Annotated in this window: 18 protein-coding genes; 13 read left to right on the forward strand and 5 right to left on the reverse strand. The window is 65.5% G+C overall.

The features are described 5' to 3' along the window. The first annotated feature begins 170 nt into the window (after nt 1–170). Complete coding sequence (locus KYN89_RS01680; RefSeq protein WP_222823515.1) at nt 171–2102, forward strand: 2-oxoacid:acceptor oxidoreductase subunit alpha; 1932 nt, start codon at nt 171–173, stop codon at nt 2100–2102. After that, nucleotides 2102–3136: a 2-oxoacid:ferredoxin oxidoreductase subunit beta gene (locus tag KYN89_RS01685; protein ID WP_222823516.1), complete on the forward strand. Its 1035-nt coding sequence runs from the start codon at nt 2102–2104 to the stop codon at nt 3134–3136. The genes KYN89_RS01680 and KYN89_RS01685 overlap by 1 nt, the downstream gene beginning before the upstream one ends. On the opposite strand, the gene KYN89_RS01690 is transcribed toward KYN89_RS01685, so the two are convergent. Next, nucleotides 3133–3906, reverse strand: coding sequence for a phosphatase PAP2 family protein (locus KYN89_RS01690; RefSeq protein WP_222823517.1), 774 nt, complete (start codon nt 3904–3906; stop codon nt 3133–3135). The genes KYN89_RS01685 and KYN89_RS01690 overlap by 4 nt on opposite strands. A gap of 40 nt (nt 3907–3946) precedes the next feature. Here KYN89_RS01690 and KYN89_RS01695 point away from each other — a divergent pair, with 40 nt between their 5' ends. The 3 genes from KYN89_RS01695 to KYN89_RS01705 are packed head-to-tail and all read left to right on the forward strand — an operon-like array spanning nt 3947 to nt 7834. Then, nucleotides 3947–5350 (forward strand): cryptochrome/photolyase family protein, encoded by a 1404-nt coding sequence (locus tag KYN89_RS01695; protein ID WP_222823518.1) that lies wholly within the window; start codon nt 3947–3949, stop codon nt 5348–5350. 56 nt (nt 5351–5406) lie between these two features. Beyond that, nucleotides 5407–6663 carry an SAM-dependent methyltransferase gene (locus KYN89_RS01700; RefSeq protein ID WP_222823519.1) on the forward strand — a complete coding sequence of 419 codons (1257 nt, stop codon included), beginning with the start codon at nt 5407–5409 and terminating at the stop codon, nt 6661–6663. A gap of 1 nt (nt 6664) precedes the next feature. Beyond that, on the forward strand, nt 6665–7834 hold the full coding sequence (locus KYN89_RS01705; protein WP_222823520.1) for a serine hydrolase domain-containing protein: 1170 nt from the start codon (nt 6665–6667) through the stop codon (nt 7832–7834). A gap of 4 nt (nt 7835–7838) precedes the next feature. On the opposite strand, the gene KYN89_RS01710 is transcribed toward KYN89_RS01705, so the two are convergent. The 3 genes from KYN89_RS01710 to purF form a co-directional block, all read right to left on the reverse strand. Next, nucleotides 7839–8198: a PilZ domain-containing protein gene (locus KYN89_RS01710; protein WP_222823521.1), complete on the reverse strand. Its 360-nt coding sequence runs from the start codon at nt 8196–8198 to the stop codon at nt 7839–7841. A gap of 87 nt (nt 8199–8285) precedes the next feature. Beyond that, nucleotides 8286–8999 carry an SDR family NAD(P)-dependent oxidoreductase gene (locus KYN89_RS01715; RefSeq protein WP_222823522.1) on the reverse strand — a complete coding sequence of 238 codons (714 nt, stop codon included), beginning with the start codon at nt 8997–8999 and terminating at the stop codon, nt 8286–8288. 1 nt (nt 9000) lies between these two features. Further along, nucleotides 9001–10488, reverse strand: coding sequence for an amidophosphoribosyltransferase (purF, locus tag KYN89_RS01720; RefSeq protein ID WP_222823523.1), 1488 nt, complete (start codon nt 10486–10488; stop codon nt 9001–9003). A 213-nt stretch (nt 10489–10701) separates the two neighbouring features. Here purF and KYN89_RS01725 point away from each other — a divergent pair, with 213 nt between their 5' ends. From KYN89_RS01725 to KYN89_RS01760, 8 genes are all read left to right on the forward strand, one after another. Further along, nucleotides 10702–11943 (forward strand): lipoprotein-releasing ABC transporter permease subunit, encoded by a 1242-nt coding sequence (locus KYN89_RS01725; RefSeq protein WP_222823524.1) that lies wholly within the window; start codon nt 10702–10704, stop codon nt 11941–11943. Next, entirely contained in the window at nt 11936–12622 is a 687-nt protein-coding gene (locus KYN89_RS01730; protein ID WP_248284940.1) for an ABC transporter ATP-binding protein, read from the forward strand. Before KYN89_RS01725 ends, KYN89_RS01730 begins: the two co-directional genes overlap by 8 nt. Nucleotides 12623–12683: 61 nt before the next feature. Continuing rightward, the gene (locus tag KYN89_RS01735; protein WP_222823525.1) at nt 12684–12956 is read left to right on the forward strand and encodes a hypothetical protein; all 273 of its coding nucleotides are present in this window, start codon (nt 12684–12686) and stop codon (nt 12954–12956) included. Nucleotides 12957–13018: 62 nt separating this feature from the next. Next, nucleotides 13019–13369, forward strand: coding sequence for a hypothetical protein (locus KYN89_RS01740; protein WP_222823526.1), 351 nt, complete (start codon nt 13019–13021; stop codon nt 13367–13369). 75 nt (nt 13370–13444) lie between these two features. After that, entirely contained in the window at nt 13445–16912 is a 3468-nt protein-coding gene (dnaE, locus tag KYN89_RS01745; protein ID WP_222823527.1) for a DNA polymerase III subunit alpha, read from the forward strand. Nucleotides 16913–16988: 76 nt separating this feature from the next. Beyond that, nucleotides 16989–18746, forward strand: a complete 1758-nt coding sequence (locus KYN89_RS01750) for a long-chain fatty acid--CoA ligase (protein ID WP_222823528.1) — start codon at nt 16989–16991, stop codon at nt 18744–18746. A gap of 6 nt (nt 18747–18752) precedes the next feature. Further along, on the forward strand, nt 18753–18959 hold the full coding sequence (locus KYN89_RS01755) for a hypothetical protein (protein WP_222823529.1): 207 nt from the start codon (nt 18753–18755) through the stop codon (nt 18957–18959). Between the two features lie 3 nt (nt 18960–18962). After that, nucleotides 18963–19394 carry a DUF1330 domain-containing protein gene (locus KYN89_RS01760; RefSeq protein ID WP_222823530.1) on the forward strand — a complete coding sequence of 144 codons (432 nt, stop codon included), beginning with the start codon at nt 18963–18965 and terminating at the stop codon, nt 19392–19394. Nucleotides 19395–19596: 202 nt separating this feature from the next. Here the strand turns inward: KYN89_RS01760 and KYN89_RS01765 are convergent, their stop codons facing one another. Continuing rightward, entirely contained in the window at nt 19597–20085 is a 489-nt protein-coding gene (locus KYN89_RS01765; protein ID WP_222823531.1) for a YbjN domain-containing protein, read from the reverse strand. Nucleotides 20086–20098 lie beyond the last annotated feature (13 nt).

Consider the following 20098-nt stretch of genomic DNA (forward strand, 5'->3'; position numbering starts at 1 on the left):
TCTGACCCAGTAAACGGGCGTGGCTGGATAGGCCCTGTGTGCGCAGCCTGTCCACCGATCAGCATCAGGGCGACTAGAAAAACTTGATTGCTCGCGGACGGACGGCCACGTAGGCGGCGGTTCAAGGTGCGGGCCTAAACGCACCACGAAGACCGAAGGATTTTGTACCGATGGCGACTCAGGCGCCTGCTGCCTCCACCGACAGTTCACCCACCCCCGACGCGATCGTTGTGCGCTTCGCCGGCGATTCCGGCGACGGCATGCAGCTGACGGGGGGGCAATTCACGCTCAGCACCGCGCTGGCGGGGAACGACCTTGCGACCTTCCCGGACTTCCCGGCGGAGATCCGCGCGCCTCAGGGCACGCTGTTCGGGGTTTCGGCCTTCCAGATCAATTTCGGATCGAGGGCGATCAACACCGCGGGCGACGCGCCCGATGTGCTGGTGGCGATGAACCCGGCGGCGCTGAAGGTGAACTTGCCCGCGCTCAAGCCCGGCGGGCTGGTGATCGTCGACACGGGCGAGTTCACCAAGCGCAACCTCGACAAGGCGAAGTACGACGCGAGCCCGCTCGACGACGATACGCTCGCGCCGTTCGACGTGCTTGCTTTCGACATTTCCGCGCGCACGCTGGAAGCCGTGGAGCCCTTCGGTCTCGGCAAGAAGGACGGGCTGCGCTGCAAGAACATGTGGACGCTGGGCCTTGCGCTGTGGATGTTCGACCGTCCGCGCGAGCCGCTGCATGACTGGCTGAACAGGAAGTTCGCCAAGGCGCCCGACATTGCCGCGGCCAATATCGCCGCGCTCGACGCAGGCCATGCCTATGGCGAGACGGCGGAGCTTTCCGCGCCGCTCAAGCAGGTCCACCTGCCGCCCGCGCCTTCGGAGCCGGGGCTTTATCGCACGATTACCGGCGCGGAAGCGGTCTCGCTCGGCCTCGTGGCCGGCGCACAGCTGGCCGAGCTGCCGATGTTCTTCGGTGGTTACCCGATCACGCCCGCCTCGGCGATCCTGCACCACCTCGCGCGGCTCAAGGAATACGGCGTCACCACCTTCCAGGCGGAAGACGAGATCGCCGCCGTGTGCGCCGCCATCGGTGCAAGCTATGCGGGCCAGTTGGGCGTGACCTCGTCCTCCGGCCCGGGCATCGCGCTCAAGACCGAGGCTTTGGGCCTGGGCATCATGACCGAGCTGCCGCTTGTTGTGGTCAATTCGCAGCGCGGCGGCCCGTCCACCGGCCTGCCGACCAAGACCGAGCAGAGCGACCTCTATCAGGCGGTTTATGGCCGCAACGGCGATGCGCCGATGCCGGTGATCGCCGCGCGCAGCCCCGGCGATGCGTTCGAGGTCGCGATCGAAGCCTGCCGACTGGCGGTCAAATACATGACGCCGGTGATGCTGCTGACCGATGGCTACATCGCCAATGCAGCCGAGCCCTGGAAGGTGCCCGACCCGTCGAGCTTCGAGCCTTTCCCCGCCAAATTCCTGACCGAACCGCGTGGCGAGGTGCTGGAGCCGTACAAGCGCAACGAAAACGGATCGCGCCCGTGGATCAAGCCCGGCACCCCGCACATGATGCACCGCATCGGCGGGATCGAGAAAGACGCCACCACCGGCAACATCTCCTACGATCCGGCCAACCACCAGCTGATGACCGACACGCGGCGCGACAAGATCGCGAACATCCCCGTGCCCGATCAGGAAGTGGCTTTCGGTGAGACGACCGGCAAGCTGGCGGTGGTCGGCTGGGGATCGACCTACGGCCCGATCAAGCAGGCGGTCCGCCGCAGCATCGACAAGGGCTGCTCGGTCTCGCACATCCACATCCGCCACATCTGGCCGCTGCCCAAGAACCTCGGCGAACTGCTGAGCGGGTTCGACCGCGTGCTGGTGCCCGAGATGAACACCGGCCAGCTCAAGACGGTGCTGCGCGACCAGTTGCTCGTCGATGCCGAAAGCCTGACCAAGACCAGCGGCCAGCCGTTCCAGATCGCCGAGCTCGAAGAGGCGATCTGCGCCTACTTCGATGGCGTCAAAGGAAACGAGGGCGGCGAAGTGCAGGCCAACGAACAGCAGCTGCCGAGCCCCGTGGAGAGCGAATAATGAACGCACCCGTTAAAATCGAAACCACGCTCAAGGACTGGGAAACCGACCAGGAGGTCCGCTGGTGCCCCGGTTGCGGGGATTATGCGATCCTCAAGGCCGTGCAGCGCACGCTGCCGCAGCTTGGCAGCGATCCGGCGAACACCGTGTTCATCTCCGGCATCGGCTGTTCCAGCCGCTTCCCATATTACATCGAGAGCTACGGCTTCCACACGATCCACGGGCGCGCACCGGCGGTGGCGACGGGCGTGAAACTCGCCAATCCGGACCTCGATGTATGGCTGGTGACCGGCGACGGCGATGGCCTGAGCATCGGCGGCAACCACATGATGCATGTGCTCCGCCGCAACGTGAACATGCAGATCATGCTGTTCAACAACGAGATTTATGGCCTGACGAAGGGCCAGTACTCGCCCACCAGCCGCGAGGGCACGCGCACGCCGACCAGCCCGATCGGCTCGGTCGACCACCCCGCCAATCCATGCGCCTTCGCGCTTGGCAGCGGCGCGCGCTTCGTCGGGCGCGGGATCGACGTGTCGAAGAACCTACCCGATGTCCTCAATGCAGCGCACGCGCACCAAGGCGCGGCCTTCGTCGAGATCTTCCAGAATTGCATCGTCTACAACAAGGACGTCTTCGATGCCTTCGCCGCGCCCAAGGGTGCAGAAGGCCAGCAGCTCTGGCTGGCCGATGGTGAGCCGATGCTGTTCGACAAGGGCGAGAAGGGCCTCGCGTTCGATGCCGAGAACCTTCACTTCACCGTGGTCGATGTCGTCGATGGCGACTGGCAGGCCGCGGGCGTGCGGGTTCATAACGTGAAGAACCGCGTGATGGCGCACTTGCTTGCGGAGCTGCCCTTCGGTGAATTCCCCATGCCGCTGGGCGTGCTCTATGATGACCCCGCGCCGACCTACGAAAGTGCGGTGATTGCAGAGCGTGAAGCTTCGGTGAGCGGAAAGGAAGCCAACCTCGCCAAGCTGCTCAGCGGCGGCCAGACCTGGACGGTCGACGGGACCGCCGCCGACCCGGTCTAGCGGTGACCCAGCGGATCGAGCCCGTGCGCTGCCGCGCTGTCGGCGGCGCGCTTGGCGGGCTCGTATAGCAGCGCTGCGGCGGTGAAGGCCCACGCCGCGCCGCCGCTCCACCCGGCGACCACATCGCTCGGGAAGTGCACGCCCAGCATCACGCGGCTCCACGCGATCATCGCGGAGATCACTATCGCACTGCCGATCAGCGTGTAGCGCACCGAGTGCCTGCCGCTGAACGAGGCGAAGGCCAGCGCCATGCCGATATAGATCATCGCCGAGGTAAAGCTGTGCCCGCTCGGGAAGCTGTAGCCTGCCGCCTCGGTCAGATGCGGGACGAGGGTAGGGCGCTCCCGCCCGACGAGCGTCTTCATGAGTGCGTTGAGGCCCCAGCCAAGCACCACGGTCAGTGTGAACAGCATCGCCTCGCGCCGCATTCGCAGGAACAGCAGGGCGATCGCCGCTGCTCCCGCCGCGAGGGTTGAGAGGAGGAGCCCGCCCAGCGCGGTGATGTCACGCACCGCCTCTTGCAGCATGTTGCCGCCCAGCGGCTGGAGATCGACGCCCGCGCGGTAGAGCATCAGCCCCGAATGGTCGAAGCCGGCGGTACGGCCCTGTGTGACCAGCCAGATCATCAAGCCCCAGATCGCCCACAGCACGCCTGCGGCAATCAGTGCCTTGCTGCGGTTGATCGTGAAGCCACGCTCGGGAAGCGCAACGGTCTCGGCGGGGAGAGTCGCTTGGGGCTCGTGTCCGTGGCCGATGTGGCTGTGATCCATGCAAGCAGGAACAGCCTGTCTGGTGCGAGGTTCCTCTCGCATGGTGTCTCCTCAAATCGTCTGGCTGCGGCGCGACCTGCGGCTGGCAGACAATCCCGCGCTCTACGCAGCGGCCCAGGCCGGGCCGATCATCCCGGTCTTCGTGCTCGACGACGAGCGGACGGGGGATCGGAAATATGGCGGTGCCTCGCGCTGGTGGTTGCACCATTCGCTGGAGACTCTGGCGAAGAGTTTCGGACGGCACAATGCCGCGCTGATCCTGCGGCGCGGCGACCGCGTGAACATTCTCGCAGACCTGGCGGCGAAGACCGGGGCGAGTGCGATCCATGCCAACCGCCATTACGAACCGTGGTGGCGCAAGGCGCAGGGCGATCTGAAGAAGGCGTTGCCCGACGGGTGCGAGTTGGAGCTGCATGACGGTAATTACCTGATGCCGCCGGGCACTGCGACGACCGGCTCCGGCACGCCCTACAAGATCTACACTCCGTTCTCCCGCGCGCTGCGCGACCTTATGCCGCCGCGCGACGAACTGCCTGCGCCCGAGACGATCTCGCAGCCGGGCGAGCTGCCGCCGAGCGACGATCTGGCGGATTGGGGCCTGCTCCCAACCAATCCCGACTGGGCCACGCAGATGGCGCAATTCTGGTCGATCGGCGAAGACGCCGCGCACGAACGGCTCGATTGGTGGGCGGACCATGTCGGCGAGTATGACGAAGGCCGTAACCTGCCATCGGTCGATCAGACCAGCCAGATGTCGCCGCACCTGCACTGGGGCGAAATTTCTCCGGTTCAAATCTGGCATCGATTGAAGGACAAGCGCAGCGACGGCTGGCGGACCTACGAGAGCGAGCTGATCTGGCGCGATTACGCGCAGAACATCCTGTGCCAGTTCCCGCGTTACCCCGAAGAAAGCTATCGCGACGCGATCGACGACGCCAAACTCTGGCGTAATCCTAATCGCGGGCATGTGATTCAGGAAGAGCTGGAAGCCTGGCAACACGGCCGCACCGGCTACCCCATCGTCGATGCCGGGATGCGTCAGCTGTGGGCGATCGGCTGGATGCACAACCGCGTGCGGATGATCGCGGCCAGCTTCCTCATCAAGCATCTGCTGATCGACTGGCGGCACGGCGAGCGCTGGTTCTGGGACACGCTGGTCGATGCCGACTACGCCAGCAACGGCGTGAACTGGCAGTGGGTCGCAGGCACCGGTGTGGACAGCAACATGTTCCCCCGGATCATGGCCCCGCTGAGCCAGAGCGAGAAGTTCGATGCGGCTGGCTATATCCGCGAATGGGTGCCCGAACTGGCGGACCTGCCCGACAGCGAAATCCACGATCCCTCGGATAAATGCCGCCCCAGCGACTACCCGGCAAAGATCATCGGCCACAAGGAGGCGCGCGAACGGGCGCTGGAAGCCTATCGCGCGATGAAGGACGATTGATGGCGCGCGCATGACGGGTTGTCGCCCACGGGGCTGCGGGGCATAAGCGCCCCTGCATGGGGGTAAGCGAAAACCAGCGCGGAGGCGATTTGCTCGCCGCATCGCAACGCTTCGAACGGAAGCCGGGCATCTTCGCCCGCCTGCTCGCCCCCGGATTTCACAAGCTGCTCGACAAGATGGACGAAGGCATCGCGCGTGGCGCGGTGCTGGGGCGCTTGCCCGATGGCAGCACGCGGCTGCTCGGCGGTCGTGCTCCGGGTTTCGAGGCGGAGGTGACGATCCACAACTGGCGCGCGCTGGTCCGGGTCGCGACCGGCGGTTCGGTGGGCTGGTATCAGGCCTGGGAGGCGGGCGAATGGTCGAGCCCCGATCCGGTCCCGCTGTTCGCGCTGTTCATGCAGAACGCGGCTACGCTGGGCGATACGGCCCGCGCCAAGGGCGGGTGGAAGCGCGCGCTGCGGACCGCGCATGGCAAGCAGCGTAACACCCGCAAAGGGTCGGAGAAGAACATCTCCGCGCACTACGACCTCGGCAATGATTTCTACGCAGCGTGGCTGGGTGAGACGATGACCTATTCCGCCGCGCTGTTCGATGAAGGCGGCGCGCCGCAGACGCTTAATAGGGCGCAGCGGACGAAGATCGACGCGATCCTCGACCGCGTGGCGCTCAAGCCTGGCGACACCCTGCTTGAAATCGGCTGCGGCTGGGGCACGCTGGCGCGCGCGGCGGCGGATCGCGGGGCGAAGGTCGATGCGATCAGCCTGTCGGAAGAGCAGCTTGCCTGGGCACGGCGGCAAAGCGTCGGCGATGCGCGCTTCCTGTATCAGGATTACCGCGACACCAACGGCCAGTACGACGCCATCGCCAGCGTCGAGATGGTCGAGGCGCTGGGCCGCGAATACTGGCCGACCTTCATGGATTGCGTTGCGCGGAACCTGAAGCCGGGCGGGCGGGCCGCGATCCAGTTCATCGCGATCGACGATGCGCTGTTCGATTCCTACGCCGCCAGCGCGGACTTCATACAGGCCTATATCTTCCCCGGCGGCCTGCTGATCCGCGCGTCCGAATTCCGCGCCCTCGGCGAAGAACGCGGCCTGCGCTGGACGGACGAGAAGCGCTTCGGCATCGACTATGCCGAAACGCTGCGGCTCTGGCGCGAGGCGTTCGATCGGGCGGCGGCGGACTCGATCCTGCCCGAAGGCTTCGATGATCGCTTCCGCGCTCTGTGGCGCTATTACCTGATGTATTGCGAAGGCGGTTTCCGCGGTGGCGGGATCGATGTGTACCAGGTGACCCTGGTTAAGGAGAGATGAGATGACCAAGTACCTCGCGCTGATTGCGGCGCTCGCCCTCCCGCTCGCCGGATGTGCGACCGCTCCGGTGGATACCGCGCGCGGCGTCACTGCGAGCATGCCCACGGAACCGCTGCCGTTGGTGGGGTCGGAGGTGCTGTTCTGGGACGATGCAACGCGCTCGGCCCGCTTCCGCTCGATGGAGACCTTCTTCCCCGGTCAGGAGGTCGCTCCGCCCGAAACGCCGCGGGCGCTTCCGCAGGGTGAGGCACTGCCCGCGAAAACGCAGGCCGCGATCCGCGCCTATATGTCCAGCCAGAACGCAGCCGGGGTGATGGTGCTGCAGGACGGCAAGGTCCGCTTCGTCGACTACGGCCTCGGCTTCGGTCCCGACGATCGCTGGACCAGCTTCTCGGTTGCGAAGAGCTTTACCTCGACCCTGCTGGGCGCGGCGCTGAAGGACGGTTTCATCGCCAGCCTGAACGATCCCGTGTCGCAGTACATTCCCGGGCTGAAGGGCAGCGCCTACGACGATGTGACGGTCGAACAGCTCGCCACGATGACGTCCGGCGTGAAGTGGAACGAGGATTACACCGATCCCAATTCCGACGTGGCGAAGATGTACAACGTCACGCCCGAGCCGGGTCAGGACCAGGTGGTCGAATACATGAAGACCCTACCGAGAGAGGCGCCTGCGGGCGAGAAGTGGGTCTACAAGACGGGCGAGACCAACCTGATCGGCGTGCTGGTGGAAAACGCGGTGGGCGAGACGCTGGCCGAATATGCCAAGCGCAAGATCGTCGATCCGGCCGGCTTTGCACACCCGCTGTTCTGGCAGACCGATCTTTCGGGCCGCAGCGTGGGCGGGTGCTGCCTGTCGGCCGCGCTCAGCGATTATGCGCGGATGGGCCAGTTCGCGCTGGAAGGCGGGGATGGCGTGGTGCCCGATGGCTGGTTCGCGGCAGCGGGATCGCCCCAAGTCGATTTCGGCAACGGCTTTGGATATGGCTACCAGTGGTGGACCTATCCCGGCGGCAATTTCGGCGCGCAGGGCATTTTCGGCCAGTCGATCACGATCCTGCCCGCCAGCCGGGTGGTGATCGCAATCGTGTCCAACTGGCCTGCCGCGTCCCGCAAGGATCTCTCCGCCGAACGTCTTGAGCTGCTGGCGACGATCGGGTCTGGGCTCTAGCGCATCAGAACAGGCAGGATCGGGTCACTCCGCCCCCTTTCGGGGCCCGCCAGACGGACAGCAGATCGTCGAGTACTTCGGCGGCGAGCATGTTTTCGAAGGCGGCCCCCGCAATCGAATGGTTCCACCAGACGACCCGCGCTTCGATCGACTGGAGGCCGGGAAGCGTCAGCCAGCAGGCCTGCTCAGGATGCAGTCGTCCGATCGATGATGCGCTGAAGCCTGCGATCGACAGATCGTGGACTACCGTGCGGAAAGTGCCGCCCCCGCTGACCCGCAATTGTGCCGGTATGGCAAGTTTCGTGCGCGGCGCGCAGCGATCTTCCTGCACCGCGTCGGCATAGCCGTGCTTCAACGCAACCATCTCGATTCACCCGTCCTAGTATTTTTCCCTAGACGGGTTTCGCGCAGACCTGCTTGCGCGAATATGATGAGGGTTGGCTAAACCGTCTTAACCAATTCTTTCCCGGTGACCGGTCTCGAAATCACCTTCGAAAAGCTCCGCGATCCGGCTGGCCACTTCCTCGGGCGGCTTGACCGTTTGCGGGTCTTCGCCGGGATAGGCCTTTTCGCGCATGGCGGTGCGGGTGGCACCCGGATCGACCAGTGCGACGCGGATCGCGCCAGTATTGGCGACTTCCTGGCCGTAGCATTCCAGCAGGTTGTCGAACGCGGCCTTGGTCGATCCGTAGGCAGACCAGTAGGCGCGCGGGGTTGCGCCCACGCTGCTGGTCAGGCCGATCACGCGCCCGGCGTCGGCGCGCCTGAGCATCGGGTGCAGCCCGGCGAGCAGTGCTTGCGTGGCGAGCAGGTTCACCGTGATCGCATTGTTGAACTGCTTCGGCTCGATCTGCGTCACCGGAGTCAGCGTGGGCAGATAGGCCGCGCTGATCACCAGCATGTCGAGCGCATCCCAGCGGCTGGAGATCGCCTGGGCGAGTCGCGCAACGCCGTCGTTCTCGGTCAGATCGACGGGCGCGATCGTCGCGGTCCCGCCGTCATTGTGGATCGCATCCTCGACCCGTTCCAGCGCGGCATCATCGCGCGCGGTGAGGATGACGTGCGCGCCTTTAGCGGCGAGCGCTTGTGCGGTGGCCGCGCCGATTCCGCGCGATGCCCCGGTGACGAGCGCAACGCGCCCTTCGAACGGCTTGTTCTCTGCCATGTCAGGCGACCTTGTTGGCTGGCTTGTTTTCAGGGAAGGAAAGCTGCGCCGCGCCCTGCTGGTTGCGCGTAAAGTCGGTCAGCCGGGTGGGGTAATCGCCCGTGAAGCAGGCATCGCAGAACTGCGGGCACGCCTTGTCGCGCGATTCGCGCCCGACGGCGCGGTAAAGGCCGTCGATCGAGATAAACGCGAGGCTGTCCGCCTTGATGAACTCGCGCATCGGCTCAAGCTCCATCCGTGCGGCGAGCAGCTTGCTGCGCTCGGGCGTGTCGACCCCGTAATAGCAGCTGTGCGCGGTTGGCGGGCTGGCGACGCGGAAGTGCACTTCCGTCGCGCCGGCATCGCGCATCATCTCGACGATCTTCATACTGGTCGTGCCGCGGACGATCGAATCGTCGATCAGCACGATCCGCTTGCCTTCCACGAGGCCGCGGTTGGCATTGTGCTTGCGCCGCACGCCGGAATGACGCGCGCCATCGGACGGCTGGATGAAGGTTCGCCCGACATAGTGGCTACGGATGATCCCGAGTTCGAACGGCAGGCCCGATTGCTGGGCGTAACCGATCGCGGCGGGCACGCCCGAATCGGGCACCGGCACCACCAGGTCCGCTTCGCAGGGGGCTTCAATGGCCAGTTCCGAGCCGATCGCCTTGCGCGCTTCGTAGACCGAGCGCCCGGCGAAGATCGAATCGGGGCGGCTGAAATAGACGTGCTCGAAAATGCACGGGCGGGGCGGGTTGTCGCCGAAGGGCCGATGCGAGCGGATCGAACCGTCGAAATCGACCTCGATCAGTTCGCCGGGCTCGACCTCGCGCTCGAACTTCGCGCCGACCACGTCGAACGCCACGGTCTCACTGGCGAACACCACCGCATCGCCCATCCGGCCCATTTGCAGCGGGCGGATGCCCAGCGGGTCGCGGCACGCCGCCATTCCGCGCGGGGTCGCGACGATCAGCGCATAGGCGCCTTCCACCAGCCGCAGCGCGTCGGTCAGCTTGTCGAGCATGGTGGGGTAACGGCTGGTCGCGACGAGGTGGATGATCACCTCGGTATCGCTGGTCGACTGGAAGATCGCGCCCTTGCCGACCAGTTCCTCGCGCAGCGTCGCCGCGTTGGAGATGTTGCCATTATGCGCGATGGCGAAGCCGCCGCTCGCCAGATCGGCGTAGAGCGGCTGGACATTGCGCAGGCCTGCACCGCCGGTGGTCGAATAGCGCACGTGGCCTACGGCCATGAAACCGGGCAGTTCGGCAATCGATTCCGCGCTCGAGAAGTTCTCCGCCACATGGCCGAGCCCGCGCCGGGTGTAGAAGTGCGTGCCGTCGAAACTGCTGATCCCGGCGGCCTCCTGACCGCGGTGCTGCAGGGCGTGGAGGCCCAGTGCGGTGGTTGTCGCAGCCTCGCTGCCGGCATTGATCGCGCCGAACACCCCGCATTCTTCATGCAGGCTGTCGCCGTTTTCGTCGTGGAAGGGGTGTTGCAGGTCCATGGGTGGGGGCGCCCGATTGCCTCGATAGGTCGCCCGCTCCATTGGCGATGTGACGGATGAATTACAAGGCTTGTGGGGTCGGTTTGCCTCCGGAGCCGCAGTCCGAAGTCGTGCCCACGTTCATCCCCGTGCACAAAGCCGCGCCGTTTTCATTGCGCAGAAAGGCGCGGCCCCCTAACGCCCGGGGCCGGGATTACAAAAACGGACTGCTCCTTGTTTCTCAACCCATTCGAATGGACCATCGCCAAGCGTTACCTCTGGCCCGGCAAGGGCGAGGGGTTCATCAAGCTGGTCGCCGGGATTTCGATCGGCGTCGTCATGCTGTCGGTCGCGATGCTGGTCATCGTGATGAGCGTGATGAACGGTTTTCGGGCCGAACTGCTCGACAAGATCGTGGGCCTCAACGGCCATGCGATCGTGCAGGCCTATGGCGGGCGGCTGGACGACTGGAAGAGTGTGCTGGCCGATATTCGCGAGAGCGACGGCGTGGTCAGCGCCTCTCCGCTGATCGAACAGCCGCTGCTGGTGACCTTCGATGGCCGGGTCGAGGCGGTGCTGGTGCGTGGCAACACGCAGGAAGATATCGACGCGCTGCAGGACAAGACGCTGATGGGCAGCATGGCCGCGATCAAGCCGGGCGCGGACAAGGTCGCGATCGGATCGCGGCTGGCGGAGAATATCGGTGCCCGCGTGGGTGACGTGATCACGGTGATCAATCCGGCCGGGCGCTCCACCCCCTTCGGCACCGTGCCACGACAGGTCGGCTACGAGGTCGGCGCGATCTTCGAGGTGGGGCTGTACGATTACGACGGTGCCTTCGTCATCATGCCGATACCGCAGGCGCAGACCCTGCTGCTGACTGGCGACACGATCGGGATGATCGAGGTGACGACGAGGGATGCCGACAAGGTGGCCCAGATCATGGGCCCGATCGAACAGCGGCTGCAGGGTATCGCGATCGTGCGCACCTGGCAGCAGATCAACAGCTCGATCTTCGAAGCTTTGCAGGTGGAGCGGGTGGCGATGTTCTTCGCGCTCAGCTTCATGGTGCTGGTTGCGGCGTTCAACATCCTCTCCAGCCTCGTGATGCTGGTGCGGGCGAAAACCCGCGATATCGCGATCATGCGGACCATGGGGGCGAGCAGGCAGTCGATCCTGAAGATCTTCGTCACCACCGGCTTTACCGTGGGCGCGATCGGCACCGCGGCGGGCCTTGCACTCGGCGCGCTGGTGCTGATTTTCCGCCAGCCGATCGTCCACGGGATCGAACTCGCCACCGGGCAGCAATTGTGGGACCCCTCGATCCGCTTCCTGACCACGCTGCCTGCCCGGACCGACCCGTGGGAGGTGTTCGGCATCGTGTCGCTGGCACTGGTGCTCAGCTTCCTTGCGACGCTCTATCCCGCGTTCAAGGCGGCAAACACGGACCCCGTGCAGGTGCTGCGCTATGAGTAATGCCGATATGCAACCGGTGGTCGAACTGCGCCGCGTCACCCGCAGTTTCGAACAGGGCGGGGTGCGGATCGACGTGCTGCGCGGGGTCGACCTGAAGGTCATGCCGGGTGAAATCGTCGCGCTGCTGGGCCCCTCGGGCTCGGGCAAGTCGACCATGCTGCAGGCGGTCGGCCTGCTGGAAGGCGGCTTCGGCGGCACGATCGTGATCGCGGGCCAGGCGGCGGAGAAGTCGGACAGCCAGCAGCGCACCGCGCTGCGCCGCGAGCATCTGGGCTTCGTCTACCAGTTCCATCACCTGCTGCCCGATTTCAACGCGGTCGAGAACGTGGTGCTGCCCCAGCTCGTCGGCGGTGTCCCGCGCGCGGAGGCAGAGAAGCGGGCGAAGGATCTGCTCAGCGCGCTTGGTTTGGCCGAGCGGCTGGAGCACCGGCCCAGCCAGCTTTCGGGTGGCGAGCAGCAGCGCGTTGCAGTCGCCCGCGCTCTCGCCAACCAGCCCAAGCTGGTGCTGGCGGACGAGCCGACCGGCAATCTGGACGAGGCGACCTCGGAAAAGGTGCTCGCCCAGTTCCTCGAACTGGTTCGCGGGCAGGGCAGCGCCGCGCTGGTCGCCACGCATAACGAGCGGCTCGCAGCGAAGATGGACCGCGTGGTCCGTCTGCATGACGGCGTGCTCGAATAGGATCGATCCGGACCCGCGGGGCCACCTCTGCGTTGATCGGAACAACAAGGAGACAGGAATAATGAGCGATCACCCCACGACCTATAATGCAGAAGCCGCCGAGGGCGGCGTCGCATGGGACGACCGGGCGGAAATTCACCGGAAAGACGACGGGCAGGGCCTGCTCGATGCGGCGAAGGGGCTGCACGACGGCAGCTTTCTGGAAATGGTCAGGCTGATGATGGCGATGGAGCCGGAAAAGCGGCGCGCGCACGTGATCCAGAAGCTGGGCGACCGCATGTATGATGCGGGCGAAGTCGAAGCGATAGCCGCCCGGGGCGACTACCCCGGCTAACCGCCCATCCGACGCTCGCCATCGTGGCGGGCGTCGCAACCGGCGACAGGGGAGACGCACCGATGCTTGAATCGATCAACGACTGGATTCTCGCGCAGGGCGCGCAGTACAACGTCAATCCGTACATCTTCGTCGCGATCTATGTCGGCGCGATCCCCTTTTTCCTCGCTTCCATCGCGTGGCTCGTAAAGCGCGCGCGGGCTGGGCGCTCGACCGTGTTGCCGACGATGCTGGCGGGGTTCTTCTTCGTTTCCGCCTATCTCTATCTCGCCATTTTCGGGCAGGATATTCCGCTGTGGGTGTGGATCTTCCTTGCCGCGCTGATCGCCTACGGCACCTGGTCGCAGGTGCGCGAAACGCGCCGCAAGATCGCGGCGGCGAAGGCGGAAGCCGGCGCTCCCCCGGCGGTCTGAAACCGTCCACCGCTTTTCCCCGTCGGCATGCGCGTGCTCGCTTGAATGGGCGATGCGCGTCGTTAGCTTAGCCCGATGGCCTTCGCTCCCTTCGTCCCCCTTCGCGTGCTCTCCGCCTTCTCCATGCTCGAAGGCGCGATCGAGCCCAAGGCGATCGCCAAGCTGGCGACCGAGCGCGGCTTTCCCGCGATCGCGATGTGCGATCGCAATGGCCTCTATGGCAGCGTGCCCTTTGCGCAGGCATGTATCGAGAACGGTGTGCAGCCGATCGTCGGCGCGCTGCTGGGTGTGGCGCGTCCTGACAGCGACCAGATCGATCACCTGCCGCTTTACGTGCAGGACGATGCCGGGTGGCTCAACCTGTGCAGGCTGGTCAGCGCGGCGCATCTTGAACGTCCACTGGAACAGGTGCCGCACGTGCCGCTGGCGGCGCTGGAAGGGTACACCGACGGGCTGATCGCGCTGACCGGGGCGAGCGAGGGGGCGGTTACCCGGCTGCTGGCGCAAGGGCAGAGCGATCATGCCGCGCGCTATCTCGACCGGCTGGAGGCGCTGTTTCCGCAGCGGCTCTATATCGAGCTGGCACGGCGCGGCGAGCCGACCGAGGTGGCGGCGGAAGAGGCGCTGCTCGATCTTGCCTATGCGCGCGATTTGCCGCTGGTCGCGACCAATCCCGCCAATTTCGCGGAGCCCCATTTCTACAAGGCGCATGACGCGATGCTGTGCATCGCCAACAGTCGCAAATTGTGGGAGGAGGATCGCCCGCGCTCGGCCAAGGCGGCCTACGTCAAATCCGCGCCGATGATGCAGGAGCTTTTTCTGGACCTGCCCGAAGCGCTCGCCAATACGCTCACCATCGCGCAGCGGTGCGCCTTCGCCCCGCCGCAGCGGGCGCCGATCCTGCCCAGCCTAGCAGGCGATCTGGAAGGCGAGGCGAAGATGCTGGCCGAGGACGCGCGCCGCGGCCTCGATGCACGCCTGGCGATCTATGAAGACCTCTCCGACGAGGAGCGGCAGACCTATTACGAGCGGCTCGATTACGAAGTCGGGATCATCCACAACATGGGCTTCCCCGGCTACTTCCTGATCGTTGCCGACTTCATCAAGTGGGCGAAGGACCACAACATCCCCGTGGGTCCGGGGCGTGGGTCGGGTGCGGGCAGCCTGGTCGCATGGTCGCTGACCATCACCGATCTCGATCCGATCCGGCTGGGCTTGCTGTTCGAACGCTTCCTCAACCCGGAACGCGTGTCGATGCCCGACTTCGATATCGACTTCTGCGAAACGCGGCGCGGCGAGGTGATCCGCTACGTTCAGGAGAAATACGGGGCGGACAAGGTCGCCCAGATCATCACCTTCGGCAAGATGAAGGCGCGCGCGGTGCTGCGCGATTGCGGGCGCATCCTCGATATGAGCTACGGCCAGGTCGACCGGCTGTGTAAGATGGTGCCCAACCACCCGACCGACCCGTGGAGCCTGCCCCGCGCGCTTAACGGCGCGGCAGAGTTCAAGGGCGAGTACGACAACGACAACGAAGTGCGCACGCTGGTCGATCTGGCGATGCAGCTGGAAGGCCTGCCGCGCAATTCCTCCACCCACGCCGCCGGTGTCGTGATCGGGGACCGCCCACTGGCCGAACTGGTGCCACTGTACCGCGATCCCCGGTCGGACATGCCGGTGACCCAGTTCGACATGAAGGTGGTCGAGGGGGCGGGGCTGGTGAAGTTCGACTTCCTCGGCCTCAAGACCCTGTCGGTGCTGCAAAAGGCGGTCGATCTGCTGAAGCGGCGCGGGATCGAGTGCGATCTGGGCACTGTCTCGTGGGACGATCAGGCGGTTTACGACCTGATGCAGCGCGGCGACACGGTGGGCGTGTTCCAGCTGGAATCGGAAGGCATGCGCCGTACGCTGACCGCGGTGAAGCCGACCAAGTTCGAGGATATCATCGCGCTCGTCTCGCTCTATCGGCCCGGCCCGATGGACAACATCCCGCTGTTCGGCAAGCGCAAGGCGGGGGTCGAGCCGATCGAGTACCCGCACGCGAAGCTCGAAGGCATCCTGAAAGAGACCTACGGAATCTTCGTCTATCAGGAACAGGTGATGCAGGCCGCGCAGATCCTCGCGGGCTATTCGCTCGGCGATGCCGACCTTCTGCGCCGCGCGATGGGCAAGAAGAACCAGGCCGAGATGGACAAGCAGCGCCAGCGGTTCATCGACGGGTGCAAGAAGGTCTCCGACATCGAGGCGAACGAAGCCTCCGCCCTGTTCGACTTGATCGACAAGTTCGCAGGCTACGGCTTCAACAAGTCGCACGCCGCCGCCTACGCGCTGCTCGCTTACCAGACTGCTTGGCTCAAGGCGCATTACCCCGAGGAATTCTACGCTGCGGCGATGTGCTTCGACATGGATCAGTCGGAGAAGCTGGCGGTGTTCGTCGACGATGCGCGGCGCAACGGGATCGAGGTGGCTGCGCCCGACCTCAACCGCTCCGAAGCCGAATTCTCGGTCGAACGGACCGATGATGGCTACGCCGTGCGCTATGGGCTCGCGGGCTTGCGCAATGTCGGCGAGAAGGCGATGGACGCGATCGTGGCCGAGCGTGAGGCGCATGGCTGGTTCGAGAGCCTCGACGATTTCTTCTCCCGCCTGCCCAAGGGGGCGATGAACTCGCGCCAGCTGGAGGCGCTGATCGCGGCGGGGGCATTCGATCATCTGGAACCCAATCGCGGCCGGCTGACCGCCAATGTCGACCTGCTGCTGGCGGTTGCCGATGCCGCGATCCGCGAGCGGTCGAGCGGTCAGGAAGGGCTCTTCGGCAACGAGGACAGCGCCAACCAGGGCCTGCGCATGAAGGACGCGGAAGACTGGTCCCGTGCCGAGCGCATGACCAAGGAACGCGAGACTTTCGGCTTCTACTTCTCCGCCCACCCGATCGAGCAGTTCCGCGACGTTGCCAGCGCCAATGGCGCGCGCAGCTATTCCTCGCTGATGACCGGCGGGCCTGCGGGCGAAGCGCGTGGCCGAGCGATGATCGCAGCGATGGTCGAAGGCGCGAAGCGCGGGCAGACGCGGCGGGGCAAGGACTTCATCCGCGCCGATTTCTCCGATTCCACCGGCCAGTTCAGCGCGGCCTGCTTCGAGGAAGGTCTGGTGCCGCAGTTCACCAAGTGGGCCCAGGAAAGTACCTGCGTGCTGCTGACCGTCGAACTCGACAGCCCTTCGCCCGACGAGCCGCCGCGCATGACAATCCGCGGTGCCCGCCCGCTGGCCGAGGTCGCGGGCGGCCAGCGGATGCTGCTGACGCTGGAGGTGTCGAGTGAGGCGGCGCTGGGTGAACTGGCGCTCGCGCTCCAGCCCGGGCCGCCGGGGCATGGCGAGGTGCAGGTCGCGCTCGACCTCGGTCAGGGGGAGCGTCCGGTGATGCGGCTGGGGCACGATTACAAGGTCGACGGCAAGCTCGCCGATGCGCTGGAGCGGATCGAGGGTATCTCGAACATCGCACTCGTCCCCAAGACCGGCCCGAAACTGCACCGCGCAGCCTGATTTTTCCGCTCGCGCTCTTGCGGGCGGACGCTCCCTTGCGCATTCTGCGCGGCGAAGAAGCATTTAGGGAGAGACCATGCTCGGAGCGATGCAAGACTGGGACCTGCTGGTCACCAAGGTGATCGACCACGCCGCGCGCGAAGCGCCGAACCGCGAGATCGTGACCCACTGGGCGGACGGCAGCGAAACCCGCACCGACTGGGCCGGTATCCGCCGCGACGCGATGAAGATGGCGCAGGCGCTCGAAGCGCTCGGCATCAAGAAGGGTGACCGCGTCGCCAGCCTCGCGATGAACCATGCGCGCCACCTGGTCAGCTGGTATGGCGTTGCGGGGATGGGCGGCGTGCTGCACACCATCAATCCGCGCCTGTTCGAGGATCAGCTGGAATACATCGCAAACCACGCGGAAGATCGCGTGCTGATCTACGATGCGGCGTTCCAGCCGATCGTCGACAAGATGCGCTCCAAGTGGACCAGTATCGAGCATTATATCTGCTACGATCCGCCCGAAGGCTCCGACGCGCTCGGTTTCGAGGAGTGGATCGCTCCGCAGGACGGCGACTACCAGTGGGCGGCGATCGACGAACGCGATCCGTGCATGCTGTGCTACACCAGCGGGACCACCGGCAATCCCAAGGGCGTGCTGTACGAGCATCGTTCCACCGTGCTGCACGCGATCGCCGCGATCCAGCCGGCCGCGTTCTGCTTCGATGCCTCCTCGGTCATGCTGCCGGTGGTGCCGATGTTCCATGCGGCGAGCTGGGGCCTGCCGTTTGCGGGCGCGATGGCGGGGATCAAGTTCGTCTTCTCCGCAGTGAACGAGCCGGCGGTGCTGTGCGACCTGATGGAGCGCGAGAACGTGACCGACAGCGCGGGCGTGCCGACCGTGTGGCTCGCAACCTTCCAGTACTGCGATGCCAACGACAGGCCGCTGCCCAAGCTTCGCGCCGCGACCATCGGCGGATCGGCTGCGCCCAAGTTCATGATCCGGCGCCTGATGGAGGCGGGAATCCGCGTCCAGCACGCCTGGGGCATGACCGAGACCTCTCCGCTGGGCACGGTTGGCGGGCCGACCTTTGACTGGGATCAGCTCACCCTCGACCAGAAGGTCGACAAGGCGGCGATGCAGGGCCGCCCCGTCTTCGGCGTGGAACTGCGCACGGTCGATCTGGAGGACCGTACCAAGGTCCTGCCGCGCGATGGCGAAGCCTCGGGCGCGTTGCAAATCCGGGGCCCGTGGGTCATCCGCCGCTACTTCAAGGCGGACGAGGACGCGCTGACGCCGGACGGCTGGTTCGACACCGGCGACGTCGCAATCCTGCACCCCGATGGTACGATGCAGATCACCGACCGGACCAAGGACGTGATCAAGTCGGGTGGCGAGTGGATCAGCTCGGTCGAGCTGGAGAACGCCGCCGCCGGTCACCCGGCGATTGCCGAAGCCGCCGCGATCGGCATGTTCCATCCCAAGTGGGACGAGCGCCCGGTGCTGTTCTGCATTCGCAAGGAAGGCCAGCAGGTCACGGGTGAAGAGCTGATCGACTTCCTCAAGGATCACGTCGCCAAGTGGTGGCTGCCCGATGCGGTCGAGTTCGTCGACGACATCCCGCACACCGCCACGGGCAAGATCAGCAAGAAGGACCTGCGCGACCGCTTCGCCGACTACCAGCTGCCCGAAGCGAAGGCCGCGACCGCGCCGGAACCCGGAGCGGCTGAGCCCGCAATGGCCGATGCCAGCCCGAGCCCGGCAACCGAGGTGCAGAACGGCGATGTGCCAGACGGTGGCGATAGCCAGAAGCGCGGCATTTTCTCGCGCATGCTGGGCAAGGACTAGGCGCGCATGTCGATCAGGACCGGATTCGCGATCATGATCGGGCTCGGCCTCGCGATGGTCGCGTTTCTGGTGCTGGCGCTGGCGCTGCGAGCCGCGCGCGGGGAGGAGTTCCTCACCGCGCAGGCGATGACGCTGATCGGCGTCGGCTGCCTGCTGGTGGTCGCGCGGCCATCATGGGCGATCGCCAAGCGGATCGTTCCCGACAAGGAGTAGCGCGTGACCCCCTATATCGACCCGAGCCGAGAGACCTTCGAGGCGTTCAAGGCGCTTCCGCGCGACACGCCGATCCAGATGCTCAACCTGCTGCTCTATCGCGACCAGGCGCAATATCCCGAGGCGCACGAGCATGCGGGCAAGGGGTGGAGCGGGCGCCGCGCTTACGAGGAATACGGCCGCACCAGCGGGCCGATCTTCGCCCGCGTGGGCGGCTCCATCGTATGGCGCGGCACCTTCGAGACGATGGTCACCGGCCCCGCCGAGCGGCACTGGCACGACGGCTTCGTCGCGCACTACCCCAATGCGGGCGCCTTTTTCGAGATGATCAAGGATCCGGACTATCAGCAAGCCGTGGTCAACCGCACCGCCGCGCTGCTCGACAGCCGGTTGATGCGGTTCGCCCCCGGCGAAGGTGGCGATACCTTCGGTTGAGGGCCTGACACACCTGACACACAGTCCAGAGTTTGAAACTCACTCGATCAGCGAAACGTCACTGATCGAGTGATGCGATTTGTTGGCGCGGGCCGCGTGTCGACAATGGCATAGATCTGCCCGCCTTCTAGCCCCGCGCGCGCATGTAGGACAGCGCCTGTGCACCGCCGGGGGCGCCCGAAGTCCCCGCAGCGGCGTGATCTCACTCGCCGTAGACGTAGTCCGGAAGTTTCGCCGCGCTCAGCGAGAAGAGCGCGAGCTGCCGCTTGTAGTTCGCCATCGTGATCCCGCCGTCGGCGATGATGTACATGCGCAGGCTGATCTGACCGTCCGGGTCGAGATAGGCCCGGCCGAAGTTCTGGCGATAATTATATTCGTTGATCGCCTCGCGGACCTTCGCGGGCGTGGCGTCGTCCGGCGTTTCGTAGGTCACGAGGATTGAGGTGCCGAGGCAATTGCGCGAGGTTTCCTGATCCTCACACGCCATCAGCAGCGCATCCGCCATCAGGCCATTGTCGAAAGTGACCGAGATATTGGGCTTTCCGGATTGCTCTTCGGTCTCGGCATCGATGCCCGAGAGTGCCGAGAGCAGCGCGCTGCGCGTGAACTGCGTCATCGGCCGTTCTGCCTGTGCATTCGCGGCTGAAACCAGCCCGCACGCCAGAACCGCGCCCATTATCACCGTCTTCATCTCACCTGTCCCC

The sequence above is a fragment of the Alteriqipengyuania abyssalis genome (genome assembly GCF_019857185.1).
Taxonomy (GTDB): domain Bacteria; phylum Pseudomonadota; class Alphaproteobacteria; order Sphingomonadales; family Sphingomonadaceae; genus Alteriqipengyuania; species Alteriqipengyuania abyssalis.

Bases quoted from the DNA above. Each gene is read 5' to 3' on its own strand.
- KYN89_RS01680 (WP_222823515.1), top strand. From the start codon at position 171: ATGGCGACTCAGGCGCCTGCTGCCTCCACCGACAGTTCACCCACCCCC.
- KYN89_RS01685 (WP_222823516.1), top strand. From the start codon at position 2,102: ATGAACGCACCCGTTAAAATCGAAACCACGCTCAAGGACTGGGAAACC.
- KYN89_RS01690 (WP_222823517.1), bottom strand. From the start codon at position 3,906: ATGGATCACAGCCACATCGGCCACGGACACGAGCCCCAAGCGACTCTC.
- KYN89_RS01695 (WP_222823518.1), top strand. From the start codon at position 3,947: ATGGTGTCTCCTCAAATCGTCTGGCTGCGGCGCGACCTGCGGCTGGCA.
- KYN89_RS01700 (WP_222823519.1), top strand. From the start codon at position 5,407: ATGGGGGTAAGCGAAAACCAGCGCGGAGGCGATTTGCTCGCCGCATCG.
- KYN89_RS01705 (WP_222823520.1), top strand. From the start codon at position 6,665: ATGACCAAGTACCTCGCGCTGATTGCGGCGCTCGCCCTCCCGCTCGCC.
- KYN89_RS01710 (WP_222823521.1), bottom strand. From the start codon at position 8,198: ATGGTTGCGTTGAAGCACGGCTATGCCGACGCGGTGCAGGAAGATCGC.
- KYN89_RS01715 (WP_222823522.1), bottom strand. From the start codon at position 8,999: ATGGCAGAGAACAAGCCGTTCGAAGGGCGCGTTGCGCTCGTCACCGGG.
- purF (WP_222823523.1), bottom strand. From the start codon at position 10,488: ATGGACCTGCAACACCCCTTCCACGACGAAAACGGCGACAGCCTGCAT.
- KYN89_RS01730 (WP_248284940.1), top strand. From the start codon at position 11,936: ATGAGTAATGCCGATATGCAACCGGTGGTCGAACTGCGCCGCGTCACC.
- KYN89_RS01735 (WP_222823525.1), top strand. From the start codon at position 12,684: ATGAGCGATCACCCCACGACCTATAATGCAGAAGCCGCCGAGGGCGGC.
- KYN89_RS01740 (WP_222823526.1), top strand. From the start codon at position 13,019: ATGCTTGAATCGATCAACGACTGGATTCTCGCGCAGGGCGCGCAGTAC.
- dnaE (WP_222823527.1), top strand. From the start codon at position 13,445: ATGGCCTTCGCTCCCTTCGTCCCCCTTCGCGTGCTCTCCGCCTTCTCC.
- KYN89_RS01750 (WP_222823528.1), top strand. From the start codon at position 16,989: ATGCTCGGAGCGATGCAAGACTGGGACCTGCTGGTCACCAAGGTGATC.
- KYN89_RS01755 (WP_222823529.1), top strand. From the start codon at position 18,753: ATGTCGATCAGGACCGGATTCGCGATCATGATCGGGCTCGGCCTCGCG.
- KYN89_RS01765 (WP_222823531.1), bottom strand. From the start codon at position 20,085: ATGAAGACGGTGATAATGGGCGCGGTTCTGGCGTGCGGGCTGGTTTCA.